Source organism: Bradyrhizobium sp. WYCCWR 13022 (genome assembly GCF_030435535.1).
Classification (GTDB): Bacteria; Pseudomonadota; Alphaproteobacteria; order Rhizobiales; family Xanthobacteraceae; genus Bradyrhizobium.
The window spans coordinates 1-14,881 of sequence record NZ_JAUIZJ010000015.1 but is presented as its reverse complement, the minus strand read 5'-3'; the positions used below and the strand labels follow the sequence as shown (position 1 = coordinate 14,881).

Annotated in this window: 11 protein-coding genes and 1 pseudogene; 11 read left to right on the top strand and 1 reads right to left on the bottom strand. The window is 57.1% G+C overall.

The features are described from left to right. Position 1: 1 nt before the first annotated feature. The 11 genes and pseudogenes from QY049_RS21485 (at position 2) to QY049_RS21440 (ending at position 14,548) form a co-directional block, all read left to right on the top strand. Positions 2 to 1,702 carry a hydrogenase maturation protein gene (locus QY049_RS21485; RefSeq protein ID WP_128955167.1) on the top strand — a complete coding sequence of 567 codons (1,701 nt, stop codon included), beginning with the start codon at positions 2 to 4 and terminating at the stop codon, positions 1,700 to 1,702. Beyond that, positions 1,699 to 3,153: a sigma-54 dependent transcriptional regulator gene (locus QY049_RS21480; RefSeq protein WP_128929529.1), complete on the top strand. Its 1,455-nt coding sequence runs from the start codon at positions 1,699 to 1,701 to the stop codon at positions 3,151 to 3,153. Before QY049_RS21485 ends, QY049_RS21480 begins: the two co-directional genes overlap by 4 nt. Continuing rightward, the gene (locus QY049_RS21475) at positions 3,128 to 4,489 is read left to right on the top strand and encodes a sensor histidine kinase (protein WP_128929530.1); all 1,362 of its coding nucleotides are present in this window, start codon (positions 3,128 to 3,130) and stop codon (positions 4,487 to 4,489) included. The genes QY049_RS21480 and QY049_RS21475 overlap by 26 nt, the downstream gene beginning before the upstream one ends. 165 nt (positions 4,490 to 4,654) lie before the next feature. Next, a pseudogene (locus QY049_RS39125) lies at positions 4,655 to 4,945 on the top strand (hypothetical protein); the annotation flags it as partial. 571 nt (positions 4,946 to 5,516) lie between these two features. Then, positions 5,517 to 6,392: an ABC transporter substrate-binding protein gene (locus QY049_RS21470; RefSeq protein ID WP_128929531.1), complete on the top strand. Its 876-nt coding sequence runs from the start codon at positions 5,517 to 5,519 to the stop codon at positions 6,390 to 6,392. Further along, positions 6,389 to 7,279, top strand: coding sequence for an amino acid ABC transporter permease (locus tag QY049_RS21465; protein WP_128955168.1), 891 nt, complete (start codon positions 6,389 to 6,391; stop codon positions 7,277 to 7,279). The genes QY049_RS21470 and QY049_RS21465 overlap by 4 nt, the downstream gene beginning before the upstream one ends. Continuing rightward, complete coding sequence (locus QY049_RS21460) at positions 7,276 to 8,043, top strand: amino acid ABC transporter ATP-binding protein (RefSeq protein ID WP_128929533.1); 768 nt, start codon at positions 7,276 to 7,278, stop codon at positions 8,041 to 8,043. Before QY049_RS21465 ends, QY049_RS21460 begins: the two co-directional genes overlap by 4 nt. A 45-nt stretch (positions 8,044 to 8,088) precedes the next feature. After that, positions 8,089 to 9,438, top strand: a complete 1,350-nt coding sequence (locus tag QY049_RS21455) for an LLM class flavin-dependent oxidoreductase (RefSeq protein ID WP_128929534.1) — start codon at positions 8,089 to 8,091, stop codon at positions 9,436 to 9,438. A 199-nt stretch (positions 9,439 to 9,637) separates the two neighbouring features. Then, a complete protein-coding gene (locus tag QY049_RS21450) occupies positions 9,638 to 10,573 on the top strand; it encodes a LysR substrate-binding domain-containing protein (protein ID WP_128929535.1) in 936 nt (311 codons plus the stop codon). A gap of 238 nt (positions 10,574 to 10,811) precedes the next feature. Next, on the top strand, positions 10,812 to 12,407 hold the full coding sequence (locus tag QY049_RS21445; protein WP_128929536.1) for a hydantoinase B/oxoprolinase family protein: 1,596 nt from the start codon (positions 10,812 to 10,814) through the stop codon (positions 12,405 to 12,407). A 17-nt stretch (positions 12,408 to 12,424) separates the two neighbouring features. Next, positions 12,425 to 14,548 (top strand): hydantoinase/oxoprolinase family protein, encoded by a 2,124-nt coding sequence (locus QY049_RS21440; RefSeq protein WP_128929537.1) that lies wholly within the window; start codon positions 12,425 to 12,427, stop codon positions 14,546 to 14,548. Positions 14,549 to 14,683: 135 nt separating this feature from the next. Here the strand turns inward: QY049_RS21440 and QY049_RS21435 are convergent. Continuing rightward, the coding region (locus tag QY049_RS21435; protein WP_301269961.1) for a hypothetical protein at positions 14,684 to 14,881 on the bottom strand (198 nt) is incomplete at its 5' end.

Here is a 14,881-nt window from a genome sequence, read left to right as displayed (position 1 = left end):
CATGCGCATCCTGCTTCTCACGCACTCCTTCAACAGCCTGACGCAACGGCTCCACGTCGAGCTCAGGGAGGGCGGCCACGAGGTCTCGGTCGAGCTGGATATCCACCCCGACGTTACGCGCGAAAGCGTGGCGCTGTATCAGCCAGATCTGGTGATCGCGCCGTTCCTCAAGCGCGCAATCCCCGAAGATGTCTGGCGTAGCGTGCGCTGCCTGATCGTCCATCCCGGTCCGCCCGGCGACCGCGGTCCGGCGGCGCTCGACTGGGCGATTCTGGAAGGTGTTTCCAATTGGGGCGTGACTGTGCTTCAGGCCGACGGCGGGTTCGACGCTGGTCCGATCTGGGCTTTCAGAACCTTCCCGATGCGGTGCGCGGCTAAATCCAGCATCTACCGCAACGAGGTCACGACGTGCGCGGTCGCGGCGGTGCTCGAAGCCATTGCAGCAATCGAAGCCGGACAGCCGACACCGTCGCCGATGCCTGCCGATGATCCCCGCATTCGGGTGCGCGGGCCCTGCCGGCAGGCCGACCGGATGATCGATTGGCAGCACGACACGAGCGAGACCGTCCTGCGCAAGATCCACAGTGCAGACGGAATGCCGGGCTTGGTCGACAGCTTGTTCTTCAAAGATGTCAGGCTGTTCGACGCCCACGAGGCGCGCGGCATCTCCGGTGTGCCCGGAACCATTGTGGCGCATTGCGATGGAGCCTTGGCCCGGGCCACGGTCGATGGTGCCGTCTGGATCGGCCATGTGCGGCAGCTTGTACCGAAAAGCCTGAAACGATCCGCAGCAAAGGTCTTTGCGGAGCAGGCGATGCGCCTGCCGTACCGACCCGATTGCGGCTATGCGCCCATACGATATCGCGAGCAGGGCGAGGTCGGCGAGTTGCAGTTTTCCTTTTACAATGGCGCCATGGCGACCTCTGACTGCGAAGCGTTGTTGAACGCCTACCGAGCTGCGCTGGCCCGCCCAACCAAGGTGCTTCTCCTGACCGGTGGACGTGATTACTGGTCCAACGGCATTCACCTCGCCGAGATCGAGGCGGCTGACAGCGCTGCGGACGAGTCTTGGCGCAACATCAATGCGATCGACGATCTTGCGCACACTGTCATCGAGACCACCGATCGGCTCGTCGTTTCCGTCATTCGCGGCAACGCCGGGGCGGGAGGGGTATTTTTAAGTCTCGCTGCCGACGAGGTCTGGGCGAGCGATCAGGTCGTCCTGAATCCACATTATAAGGACATAGGCAATCTCTTCGGCTCGGAATACTGGACTTATCTGCTGCCGCGCCGCGCGGGTGCAGCGAACGCCACCCGGATCACGCAATGCCGCCTGCCGATGGGCGTGGCAGAGGCGGGGCGCCTTGGCATCATCGATCGTGCTCTGTCGGGCGGGGAGCTGGCGGAGGGCCGCCTCATGAGCCTTGCCGCGAGCATGGCGGCGGATGAACGCTTTGCGACGCGTCTTGCTGACAAGCAGCGACGTCGCGCAGCGGACGAAGCCCACAAGCCCTTGCAGGCCTATCGCGACGAGGAGCTGCGGCGGATGCGGCTTAATTTCTACGGATTCGATCCGAGTTACCACGTCGCCCGCTACAACTTCATTCACAAGGTGCCGAAGTCGCGCACGCCACTCACAATCGCACCCCATAGGTCGCCTCGCGCGCTCGACAAATCTACCCGCATGGCGGTGCGCATATGAGCTTCCAGGGTACTATTTTGGTAGTCGACGACGAGGTCAGGTCACAGGAGGCGCTACGCCGCGTCCTCAACGAGGATTTTGAGGTACTCTGCGCCGGCAGCGCAGCAGACGCTGAAAAGCTGCTCGAAGGGGAGATCGTCCACGCCATCATCTGCGATCAGCGCATGCCGCACGAATCCGGCGTCAGTTTCCTCAAGCGGGTGCGCGAGCTCTGGCCCGATCCGGTTCGCATGATCATCTCCGGCTATTCGGAATCGGACGACATCATCGCAGGGCTCAATGAGGCGGGCATCTATCAATACATCACGAAGCCCTGGCAGCCGGACCGGCTGATCGACATTGTCAAGGAGGCGGTCCAGCTCTATCGGCTTCAGAAGGAGACAGAGACCGCAGGGGTCGACGTCAAAGCAACGCCCGAGCACATCAAGAGGGTCGTTTCGGTCAAGCGCGGCGCAGCTAAGCATCTCTATGACTTCAACCGAATTGTGCACGCCCCGGACAGCCCGATGCATGCGGTCATTGAACTCGGCCGGCGGGCGGCCGAATACGACATCTCCGTGCTGATCACGGGCGAATCCGGAACCGGCAAAGAGCTGCTGGCACGCGCGATCCACTACGGCTCAGCCCGAGCCGGTAAGGCTTTCGTCGTTGAGAACTGTGGGGCGCTGCCTGACGAGCTCCTCGAAAGCGAGTTGTTCGGGTGTAAGAAGGGCGCTTTCACAGGCGCCTACCAGGATCGCATCGGTCTGTTCGAAGTTGCCGATGGCGGTACCATCTTCCTTGATGAAATCGGAGAGACCTCGCCGGCGTTTCAGGTGAAGCTGCTCCGCGTGCTGCAGGAGAGCGAGATCCGTCCGCTGGGCGCGCAACGTGTAAGGAAAGTCGACGTCCGTGTGGTGGCAGCCACCAATCGGGATCTTGAGGCCGAGGTGGAGGCGGGCCGCTTCCGCCGTGATCTCTATTACCGGCTGGCGGCGTTCCCGGTTCACATGCCGGCGCTTTGGGAGCGGCCGATGGATATACCCTTGATCGCAGAAGGAGTACTGTCTCAAGTCAAGACTTCCTTCAACCGGCCAGGTCTGCGCTTTGCCTCCGCTGCTCTTGAGGGCTTCGTCAAATACCTTTGGCCAGGGAACGTGCGCGAACTGCAGAACGAGATCCAGCGTATGGCCGTGCTGGCTGACTCGGACGAATTGCAGGCTCCCACGCTGCTCGGCCGGCGCAACGGCAGGCGGACCGCCACGGGGGTCATACAGAACCTGAACGGCGCAGCGAGCCTGAAGGACAGGGTGGAGGATCTGGAGAAGTCGGTTATCATCAACTCCCTGGAGAAGTATGAGGGCAATATCAGCCGGGTTGCCAGCGAGCTCGGCCTGTCCCGGGTAGGCCTGCGGAACAAGCTGTCCAGGTATGATTTGAGAAAAAATGGCAAAGGCGACGCATTCTCCTGACGGATCCGACTCGCTGCTCAAGTTGATCAGCGATCGCGGTGCTATCGAGTTCGACCACGAGCGTGAGGGCGCTTGGATCGAAGTCATCCGCAAGATGGATGAGGTTTATTCCGACCTATTGCGTTATGAGGTCGATCTGGAACACAAGAATGCCGAGCTCGAGGAAGCTCAAGCATTTGTCACCAACGTCATCGAATCTGTCTCTGATATCCTCATCGTTTGCGACGCGAAAGGCCAGATCCAGCAAGTCAATTCCGCTTTACAGCGCACGCTTGACCGCGCCAATGACGAAATCGTCGGCTGGAGGATGGCAGACATCATTGACGCTGCCGATGGCGCCAAGCTCATGTCGCTCCTCAAGCCTCGGAGCCCGTCCGAGGTTGTGGATGGCGAACTCCGTTTCTTGACCGAAGGCGGCAGCTCAGACCTGTTCGCAATCAACAGCTCGCCCCGACACGACCATCGGGGCCGCTTCATTGGCGTGGTTCTGACTGGAAGGCCTATCGGCGAGCTTCGCCGAGCCTATGAAGCATTGCACACGGCTCATCAGGAGCTACAGCGAGTGCAGCGTCAATTGGTAGAACAGGAGAAAATGGCAAGTCTCGGCCGACTGGTGGCCGGTGTCGCTCACGAACTTAATAATCCCATCAGCTTCGTCTATGGAAACGTGCACACCTTGATGCGCTATCGCACGGCGCTGACATCCTACCTTGATGCCGTCCACGGCACATCGATAAGCTCCGAAGCTGCAGCCTTGAAGAAAAGCCTCCGCATTGACGCCATTCTAGAGGATCTCGGCCCGCTCCTGGACGGGACAATGGAAGGCGCCGTGCGCATTAGCGAAATTGTAAAAAACTTACGCCGGCTTTCCCTCAGCAAGCTCGGGGAGTTTGATCGCGTCAACATCGAGCCTCTGATCAACACCGCCGTGCTCTGGGCAGTCCGCACGAAGCAGGTTCGCCTCGACATTCACATGGACATCGAGGCGGATCTTTGGACTTGCGGGAATGAAGGGCAGCTCCACCAGGTTATCGTAAATCTCGTCGAAAACGCAATTGACGCGACGCGCGGCACTCAGGAGCCACGGCTAAAGATATCGGCTCGCCGCAATCAGAACGAGATCCTGATTCGTTTGTCCGATAACGGGCCCGGGATCGAACAGCACAACATAGGTCGCATATTTGAGCCGTTCTTTACGACCAAGCGCGTTGGAGAGGGCACCGGGCTCGGCCTTTGGATCAGCTACGGAATCGTGCGCGAACATGGTGCCGAACTGACTGTTGTCAACGCACCAGAGGGAGGGGCAATATTCTCCTTCGCTCTCCCGGCGGCGTAGAGTTAGTCAGGGCTGCGACGGTTCGGCGCCGCTTCCGCCCTCAGGGCTTCTAATTTACTCGCTAGCGCGAGGTTCGGCCGCTGGCCAGGCTGTCGGCCAAGCCGGATGCGGAGGCTGTCGGCGCGAGATTAACGATCTCGACGTCCTGGAGCGCTAGCGCGTACGACCACATTCGACGTTCTCGTCAACAAGGCCGGTCAGTCGCAGCGTAGCAACATCCTAGACCTTGCGTCTGACGAAATCCACGCGCTGCTCGACGTCAATCTGCGCGCGGCACTGCACGTGAAACGGCTGATCGTGACAAGAATGCCGATGCGCGCCGCTACGTGGTTGACGTCTGGTCGGTCGCTGGCCACTACGCCTTTCCAGAACGCCCTGGCTTTCTTCATCCCTAGCCATCATGCCACCAAGGCCAGCGTATTGCGCGTTCGCGGGCTGAGCCCCGTTCTTTACTGATCTCGCGCTCGCGTCACCGAGATCTCGCCCGGTCGTGTGGCGACAAGCATCTTTAAGTGCGTTCGATACACTTCAACTCCGAGGACATCGCCCATGCCGTTGCCATCGCGCAGGTGTCACGGAAAGAGCACCTCCCTTTCCCGCTCCGGAGCTCTAATAATGGAGACCGCCATCGAGACTGCCGCTCAGCGGTTCGCGAGGCCCCGCAACGCACAATCAATGGATGGCGCGTTTTGTCCTAGCATGGGCCATTTTTTGTGCTGAGGGTCGGCCTATGCCTTGGATGCATACTGACCTTGATAGAATGAATTTGATCCAAAATAGCCCGCCCCTTAGCGTTGCTAATTAGCACCGTCGAGCTGTGGCGGCAGGAAAGCAACACTTTACGAGTTGCGAAACTGCCGCCCAGCTTCCCGTGTCGAGCCCAAGCACGCTTCGCGGTTTGCCGTGCTGGCCAATGGAAGACGTCGGTGCCGCGTCATTGAGGTCTAATTTCCTACCCTCAACAGCACGCGGCCGAGTGAAACACGTGCCCCTGAAGGCAAGGGCTACCAATAGGGAGGAGAAATAGATGGGACCGTGGCGAGTAAACGGGTTCACCAGTCAAATCGCGAAAGTTGTTGCCCTATCAGCAATTGTAGGGCTTTCCATTGCCTCCTGGAGGGTAGTGAGTGCAGCAGAGATCCAGGTGCCCGACGCAGTCAAAACGGCGGGAGTCCTGCGCATGGGTCTCAGCAATGCATTGCCACCGCTGCAGTTCAAGGATCCGGAGACGGGCGAATTCAGAGGGATGAATGTAGATATTGGCCGGGAAATCGCAGCACGTTTGGGCGTCAAGGCCGAATTCAATGAAATGCTATTTGCGCAGTACATCCCGTCACTGCAGACCGGTCGGATCGATATCATCATGGGTGGACTTAGCGACCTCCCTGAACGTCATTCCATTATGGAGATGGTCGATTACTTCAGGGATTTCTATCAGGTCTACGCACTTTCCAATTCTCAGCTAAAGGAGTTGTCCGATCTTTGCGGTAAGCGGGCCGGCGCCATTCGGTCCACTGTTTGGTACAAAGTGATGCTTGCAAAGAGCGAGTCGGACTGCGTTCAGAAGGGAATGCCGGCTGTGAAGTTGATTGGCACCGAATCAACGCCAGATACGCGGCTGCAGCTAACGCAAGGCCGAATTGATGCAGCACTGCAGGGCTTCGTCGAGGTTCCTTACATGATTGCGGAGTCCAAAGGCCTTTACAAGACGATCGGCGAGCCCTTCGCGCCAGAATTCAAGGCAATTGGTGTGCGTAAGGGCGATGTCGCGCTGCGTGACGCGATCGCCGACGCTCTGGATGCGATGATTAAGGACGGCACTTATGCAAAGATCCTGGCTAGATATCAGTTGAGCAAACTCGCTATTTCGGAAGTATATCTAAATTCGGAACCGCGAAAATGAGCGCGGTGTCAAACAAGCCTGTACGATCGAGCAGCGGTTCCTCCACTCTCTTTTCACGGCCCGATCTGTCGTTGGTCGAGATCGTGCCGCCGCGTTACGTCGGCCGCTGGATAATGGGCGTACTAGTTCTTGGTCTGTTGGTCCTTATTGTAAGGGCCTTCGCTAACGCGCAGATCGAATGGAACGTTGTTGCCAAATACTTAGCGGCGCCTACAATTCTCGCGGGCTTCTGGCATACGATGATCTTGTCCGTGCTGGCGATGATTGTCGGTGTCGCGCTCGGCTTGGCTATCTCGATTATGCGAATGTCGGATAATCCGCTCCTAGTCATCGTCGCATTTGGCTACCAATGGTTCTTTCGCGGGACGCCGGTAATCCTCCAGCTTCTGATTTGGTATAATCTAGCCTTAATCATCCCAGTCATCGGCATTCCCGGTCTGTGGACGGCCCCGACTGTCGATGTCATCACGCCCTTTTGGGCCGCGCTGCTTGGCCTTGGCATCAATCAGGGTGCCTATACCTCGGAGGTCATTCGCGCCGGAATCCTCTCGGTTGATGCGGGCCAGCACGAAGCGGCACAGTCGATTGGCATGACCCGTCTACACGCGCTCTGGAGAATCGTCCTACCTCAAGCAATGCGCGTGATAGTTCCGCCGATTGGTAACGAGTTTATTGGAATGGTAAAAATGACGTCACTCGCCAGCGTGATCCAGTACACCGATTTACTTTACAGCGCACAGAACGTGTACTTCGTCAATCAGCGCGTGATTGAGCTACTGATCGTAGCAGGCGCTTGGTATCTCCTCGCTGTCTCCATTCTCACGCCGCTTCAGTTGCTGCTCGAATGGCGGTTCGCGCGGGGAACATCTGTCGTGAGGGTCCGATGACCAAGCCTTTGCTCTCAATGAGAAGAGTTAAGAAGCGGTATGGAAATCTACAAGTTCTGGACGGCGTCTCCCTCGACGTCATGCCCAATGAAGTAGTGTGTTTGATCGGCTCATCAGGCTCAGGCAAAACGACGCTCTTGAGATGTATTAATCAACTGGTTTCCGTCGACTCAGGACATATCTGGATAGACGACGAAATCGTGGGCTATCGCCAAGTGGGGTCGCAATTGCGGCCACTAGGCGGTGCGGAACTCGCCCGCCAGCGGACGAAGACCGCGATGGTGTTTCAACGATTTAATCTCTTTCCCCATATGACTGCTCTTGACAATGTCATTGAGGGACCCGTGCGTGTCTTAAAGCGCAATAAGGCTGACGTCGTTTGTGAGGCGGAAGCCCTCCTAGCACGCGTAGGCTTATCCGAGAAGCGTAACGCGTACCCTTCCAGCCTGTCTGGCGGCCAGCAACAACGTGTGGCCATCGCGCGGGCTATGGCTATGCACCCGCGCCTTATGCTCTTCGACGAGCCGACATCTGCACTCGATCCTGAACTCGTTGCCGAAGTCCTCGCGGCGATGAAGGAATTGGCACGCACCGGCATGACTATGGTGGTCGTTACGCACGAACTTGGATTTGCGAGCGAGGTCGCAGATCGCGTGATCTTTATGGAACAAGGCCAAATCGCAGAAGAAGGCACTGCCCGAGAGGTTCTTATGCACCCCAAGGGCGCAAGGACCAAAGAGTTCATTTCGGCGGTGCTCGATTAACACGCAGCATCTCTACATACGACCAGAGAGGAATTGAGGAACGAAATGGCAAAGGAAATCGCTTTCGCCGCACTCATACATGCAGCCGGTAGCGCAAGTGCCGCGTGGCGCCATCCAGATACGGATCCAAAGAAGGCGTTGAGTCTTCAGTACTACACAGAGCTCGCAAAGCTATGTGAAGCAGGCCGCTTCGATCTGATGTTTCTAGCGGACAGTCCGGGCGTTGATGTCGACAATCTCCACGCAATGGCGCAATGGCCACGCGGGCAAAACGTACTTGAGCCCTTGACGCTTCTCTCTGCGCTAGCTGCGAGCACAGAAGAGCTTGGCCTCGGCGCCACGGTATCTGCGAGCTTCACTGAGCCGTTTAATATCGCCCGGCAATTCGCATCGCTCGATCACCTTTCGGGAGGGCGAGCAGCGTGGAACGTTGTGACGACTGCAAACCAGTATTCATGCCGCAACTATGGCTATAAGACGATGCCGCCACACGACGAGCGCTATGCCAGAGCCAGAGAAGCCCTGGAGGTGGTCCGAGCTTACTGGGATACTTGGGACGATGATGCCTTCATCTTCGACAAGGCAAGAGCTATGAACTTCGATCCGAACCGATTTCACCACGTTCGATACGAAGGGAAACATTTCAAGGTACAAGGCGGACTCAATATTGCACGTGCTCCGCAGGGGCAACCCGTCATTATCCAGGCGGGCGCGTCCTCGGTGGGTAGGGAATTTGCCGCAGAAACCGCTGAGGTCGTCTTCGGAACGGGCGCAACTCTTGAGGAGGCTGCGTCCCTCTACAAGGATATCAAAAGCAGGATGGCGAAGTACCGCCGTGATCCTTCCGAACTTAAGGTACTCGCCGGCTTCCGCGCGATGGTCGGTTCAACCGAAGCAGAAGCGAAGGAAAAGCTTCGCCTACTAAACAGTGTGATGCCGATTGAAGCCAAGGTCGCGTATGTCAGTACGGACCTTGAAGTCGACCTGTCGAAGCTGCCACTGGACGAACTCGTTCCCGAACAGATGATCCCGACTTCCTCAAACCTTCATCAGGGTTATTTCAATATACTTGCGGACATGATCCGATCGCGTAAATTCACGCTAAGGGAGATTGCACAGCGCTACGAACGCGGATTCGAGATTTTCTGTGGCACTCCAAGCCAGATCGCCGACGAGATGGAACGTTGGATCGACAATGAAGCTGGAGATGGGTTTATGATAACGTTCCCTTACATGCCGACCTGCCTGGAAGATTTTGTGTCGATGGTAGTCCCCGTGCTCCAGGAACGCGGACTTATGCGCAAAAGCTACCGCGGCAAGACACTTCGCGAAAACCTCGGGTTACGCTATCCCAAAAACGTCAATACGAAACGTCCAGCTACAGGCGTTCCATAAGAGATCTCGTGGCGCGCCGCCTTTGTCGAGCCTTTCAATGCGCATACAAAAGGGCCGCGGTGCAACAAAGCGCCGCGGCCTTTCTTATTGTGGGAGCTGAAGTTCATCCGTCGAACGACTTGACGCATGGCCGAGAATACCATTTGATTTATTCGAATCGGGCTTATGCATCTAAAATGTAAATTTGTTTGGGCGGCATATGGCTAGAGCGCTCAGTTCCCGCGAGATCGATGCGTTTCGGGCTATGATGCAATGTGGGACAACGCTTGCCGCAGCCGAAATTCTAAATACAACGCAACCGTCGGTGAGCCGGCTGTTGGCGCAAGCGCAAGACGCTGTGAAATTTCGACTGTTCGATTATCGACGGGGCCGTTTGGTTCCAACCCCTGAAGCCAAAATGCTCTTTGAAATCGTCCAAAAGCACTATCTTGGCTTGGAAACGATACAGCAAGCCGCTGAAAGTATCAGGTCATCCGGCACCGGCCTATTGCGCATCGCTGCCACTCCGTCCCTGGCTATGGGCGTTATTCCAACGATCATGAAGGCATTCCGGCAGTCTAGCCCCGGTGTGAGCATCAACCTTCAGACGGGAGGGTCGCTGCAGATCAGAGACGGGCTCCTCAATGGCATTTATGATGTTGGCCTGACGACGAGCGGAGCTCATTTCCGAACAGGAGAGTTCGAAATCGAGGTGTGTGACGAATCTGAGGCCCTATGTGCGGTCTGCGCAAACAGCCCGCTTGCTTCGAAGAAGGAGGTTGCGGTCTCTGATTTTCAAGAGGCAACGCTGCTCACTCTCAATCGTGGAGACGATCTAAGTGATTTGTGGCGTCAGACACTCGCGCAGCACGGCGTGAAACCCTCGTCCGAGATCGAGGTCACCTATTCGGCGATCCTCTGTTCGCTCGCCGCCGCCGACCTTGGCATCGGCGTCGTAAGTCCCTACATCAAACCGCTTATTTCCGATAACGTTCGATTTGTTCGTATTTCGCCGAGAATCTCGGTTAAGATGTTCGCAATCTTTCCGGGACATCTTGTGAAGTCATCGCTGTCGCAGCGTTTCACGCGTAGCTTGAAGGAAACGTTCCTGCACAACGACCCCCATGTCGTGAAGTGCGGCGACTGCACGGAGTAAGCCCCCTAGCGGGATTTCGGATCGAGCTAGGCAACTCTCGCGGGCCGACGTGCCCGCCAAACAATCCCAATGCTATATCACCCGCGTATAGAGCGTGCAGCAAGAAGAATTGGCTGACGCGTTTAGCCTGACTTAATGTCCCGCAGAATGCCCGAGCTGGTGCGACTGTCGCGCAGCGCTTCGTGGGCGAGTGCAAGACCGTAGGGCAAGGCCGCGGGCGCTCCAAGGAGACTGACACGTGCTTGATGCAATCCAGCTTGAATTGATTTGGCGAAGGCTGATTTCTCTGACTGAAGAGGCCGCTACGACGCTGCTGCGTACCTCCTTCTCATCCGTCGTTCGCGAGTCTAATGATTTTGCGTGCGTTCTCATGGATGCCGAAGGACGCTCGTTAGCGCAACCCGCTAACAGCATTCCATCCTTTATCGGTACCGTTCCGCGGACGGTTCGTGGCTTTCTCAAACAGTTTCCACATGAGACCCTCTCCGAGGGCGATATCCTGATCACCAACGATGTCTGGCTTGGCACCGGCCATCTGCCCGATATCACGGTAGCCAAGCCCATTTTCTTGAATGGCAATATTGTTGCGTTCGCTGGGTCGGTCACGCACGCTCCTGACATTGGTGGACGCATCCGTTCTGCCGATGCACGCGAGGTGTACGAGGAGGGATTCCAAATCCCAATGATGAAGGTGGTTGAGGCGGGTCGAATGAACCGCACATTTGAAAGCCTGCTTCGCCAGAACGTTCGTACGCCAGATCAGACGGTAGGCGACCTTTATGCGCAGTTTTCTGCACTGCATCTGATGGAGGTGCGCCTCATTTCTTTGCTAAAGGAGTGGGAGCTCCGTTCATTCTCCGAAGTGTCTCAACAGATCCGCGGTCGGACGGAAGCCGCGATGCGGCGTGCGATTTCCGCAATACCGGATGGCGTCTATCATGCCACCGCCGTCAGCGATGGATTTGAAAATAGCATCGTGTTGCGGATGGCGCTTAAAGTTCATGGTGATGAAATCGAGGTTGATTACCGAGGTACAGATCCTCAAGTGCAGCGCTCCATCAACGTCTGCGCTGCTTATACGACGGCATACACTGCCTATGGAATCAAAGCCGTTCTTACGCCCGACACGCCAAACAATGACGGTGCGTTGGAACCGCTCAATATTCATGCACCTCTTGGCTCAATTCTTAATTCAAAGCCGCCCGCAGCGGGCGGGGCACGCGCACTTATCGGACATTTCCTGCCGGCGATGGTCTTGCGTGCGCTGTCACAAGTCGTGCCGGAGAGAGTCATCTCCGACGTCGGCTCACCTCTCTGGTGCGTAAACCTGGCCGGCGTCAAAGAGGATGGAAAGACTTTCGCTAACTTATTCTTCCTGAACGGAGGCTATGGGGCCAGCGCGGCCTCGGACGGCGCAAGCGTGTTGTCTTGGCCGAGCAACATTTCCTCCACGCCCGTCGAGGTGCTGGAACGAACCGCGCCGATCAGAATTTGCCACCGCCGAATCCGATCGCGGACAGCGGGCAGCGGTCGGTTCACAGGGGGGGCTGGGCAGGAGTTTCTCTTCGAGAATCTAAATAAAGGGCCTACCATAATTTCCTTTATGGCTGAACGAACTAAGCCAGAAGCTGTGGCGAATGGCTTAGCAGGCGGCGATCCCGGCGCTGCCGGTGAGATCCAGATCAACACCGTTCGGGTTGATCCCAAGATACAACACACTATCGACTTTGGTGCCCGCGTTCTGCTGCGCACACCTGGCGCTGGCGGATTTGGTGTTCCGATCCGCGCTCAGGAAGCGCTGGCCGAAGCCGATGGCGCCAAAGATTTTGTATAAGAAGGGTTAGATCCGATATGTACTCGCTTGGTATCGATATTGGCGGCACGTTCACCGACATTGTCCTCTATTGCACTGATGATGGTCGCGTTGTCGCACACAAGGAGCTGACGACGCCCCATGATCCAACAATTGGAGCCCTCGCCGGCGTAAAGCAGGTCGTTAACGCCAGCGGCACCGATCCCGATCAGATTGGTCGCGTGGTCCATGCGACAACGTTGTTCACTAACGCTCTCATCGAGCGTCGTGGCGCAAGGACCGGATTGATCACAACGAGCGGCTTTAGGGATACGCTCGACTTACAGCGGGAGTTTAAATACGATCTGTATGATCTATTTCTGAAATTGCCAAAACCATTGATTGAGCAGGATGATCGCGTTGAAGTTAATGAACGCACCTTGTTCAACGGGCACATCCAGCATCCACTCAACGAAGACGAACTTCTAATAAAAACACGCCGGCTGCTCGACAGGGGCGTCACTTCGCTGGCAGTTTCATTCTTGCATTCATATGCCAATGGGACAAATGAACTGCGAGCCAAGAGCCTAATCGAGCGGCATTTCCCACAAGTCCAACTGTCGATCTCGTCCGAGGTCTGCCCACAAATCCGGGAGTACGAACGAACGTCAACGACCGCCGCGAACGCGTATATCAAGCCCATTGCAGACAAATATTTGCGTGAACTCGAGGTGCAGCTAAAGGCCTTTGGAATACCAGGAGCACTTTTCATGATGCTCTCAAACGGCGGATTGACGCATATCGAGGAAGCGCGCCGTACGCCGATCGAACTGTTGGAGTCGGGGCCGGCTGCTGGCACATTGGTGGCCGCGTATTTCGGCAAACGCTCCGGATTTGACAATGTGCTTGCCTTCGACATGGGCGGGACAACTGCAAAGCTTGGCGTGATTGAGAACGGCGAGCCCCTGATCGCGTATCAGTTTGAAGCGGCTCGCCAGAAGCGGTTCGCCCCAGGAAGCGGATTGCCGGTGAACATCTCGACTGTTGAGCTTATCGAAATCGGTGCGGGCGGCGGGAGCATCGCACATGTTGATGAGCTAGGAATGCTCAAGGTGGGGCCGCAAAGTGCGGGATCGCGACCTGGCCCCGCCTGCTACCCGAACGGCGGAACTGCGCCAACGGTTACCGATGCAAACGTTGTTTCGGGGGCGATTGACGTTGATAACTTTGCCGGTGGCACTATGGTTTTGCGCCGCGGAGCTGCAGAGGCGGCGCTCACAGGCGTCGGGCACGCCATAGAGATGCCATTCATCAAAGTGGCGAATGGCATTCAGGCCATTGTTAACGAGACGATGGCAGCCGCCGCGCGTGTCCATGTTGCTGAGCGAGGCCACGATATAACTAAGTACAAGCTCATCGTGACGGGCGGTGGCGGCCCGATGCACGGTTGTGACGTCGCCAGACGTCTCGGCATCAAACAGGTTATCTGTCCGCCGAATGCTGGCGTCGCGTCGGCACTCGGCTTGTTGATTGCACCCGCGCGTGTTGATCGCTCGAGAACGCTTGGCGCCCTGCTGGGATCGATGGAAATCGAGAAACTCGAAGCAGCCTTCAGGCGCCTGGAAGACGACACAAGGCGCGTGATTGCGCAGGCCAGATCTCCGCACAGTACACTTCAGATGGAGCGCCGCGCCGACATTCGCTTTGTGGGCCAAGGGTCGGAGCTGGTAACAGGACTGCCCGTTGGACCCTACAGCGAGAGCGAACGTGAAACTATTCGCGCTGCGTTCATCCAGACCTATAAAGGTATCTTCGGCGATATCATACCCGATCTTGATCTTGAGATTATGAACATCCGTGTAACCCTGAAAGAAGTACGAGAACCCGCGAAACTTGGTCGGATGGAAGACCCTCCTCGCTCGGAGGGATCTCGCTATCGACCCGTGTATGATGATGCAACTCGCGCTTGGGTTAAAGTCCCAGTTCTTCGACGATCGGAACTCGGGATTGCAGGATCGATCGAAGGCCCGGCCCTTTTGGATGAGCAATCATCAACACTAGTTGTGCCGCGCGGGAGCCGCATGACGTTGGACGCCTCTGGCAATGTCATTGTTCAGCTCAGGGATGATGGTGACAGTGTTACCGTTCCAGTAGCAGAGCACGCCACCGAAATCGGGGCGTAGGGCTCTAATATGCAGGCCTGTCACGTCACGGCAGTCGCGTGGCGCCGCAGGATGTCATGCCGGGAGGCCTTCGGATCTCGAAGTCAACCAAGGCGCGAGGCAAGCTCTCGGATGGAAACGATCATACTCGCCCCCTCAGTCGCGTTCGTATGCATGCTCTAGCGACACCACCGGGCGGCAACGCGCGAGCCAGGAGGTGTCGAGCACGATCCGCCGATCGATCGGCGGTGTTGTGCGGTAGAACGGTTTTCTACCGTTGCCCTTCTGTAACCGGCATGAGCCCCCCACCTGGGCATCGCGCGAATGAGCTGCGATACAGCCTGGCATGAACTG

Excerpts from the sequence above, each read along its gene's own strand:
- QY049_RS21485 (WP_128955167.1), top strand. The coding sequence starts at position 2 with ATGCGCATCCTGCTTCTCACGCACTCCTTCAACAGCCTGACGCAACGG.
- QY049_RS21480 (WP_128929529.1), top strand. The coding sequence starts at position 1,699 with ATGAGCTTCCAGGGTACTATTTTGGTAGTCGACGACGAGGTCAGGTCA.
- QY049_RS21475 (WP_128929530.1), top strand. The coding sequence starts at position 3,128 with ATGGCAAAGGCGACGCATTCTCCTGACGGATCCGACTCGCTGCTCAAG.
- QY049_RS21470 (WP_128929531.1), top strand. The coding sequence starts at position 5,517 with ATGGGACCGTGGCGAGTAAACGGGTTCACCAGTCAAATCGCGAAAGTT.
- QY049_RS21465 (WP_128955168.1), top strand. The coding sequence starts at position 6,389 with ATGAGCGCGGTGTCAAACAAGCCTGTACGATCGAGCAGCGGTTCCTCC.
- QY049_RS21460 (WP_128929533.1), top strand. The coding sequence starts at position 7,276 with ATGACCAAGCCTTTGCTCTCAATGAGAAGAGTTAAGAAGCGGTATGGA.
- QY049_RS21455 (WP_128929534.1), top strand. The coding sequence starts at position 8,089 with ATGGCAAAGGAAATCGCTTTCGCCGCACTCATACATGCAGCCGGTAGC.
- QY049_RS21450 (WP_128929535.1), top strand. The coding sequence starts at position 9,638 with ATGGCTAGAGCGCTCAGTTCCCGCGAGATCGATGCGTTTCGGGCTATG.
- QY049_RS21440 (WP_128929537.1), top strand. The coding sequence starts at position 12,425 with ATGTACTCGCTTGGTATCGATATTGGCGGCACGTTCACCGACATTGTC.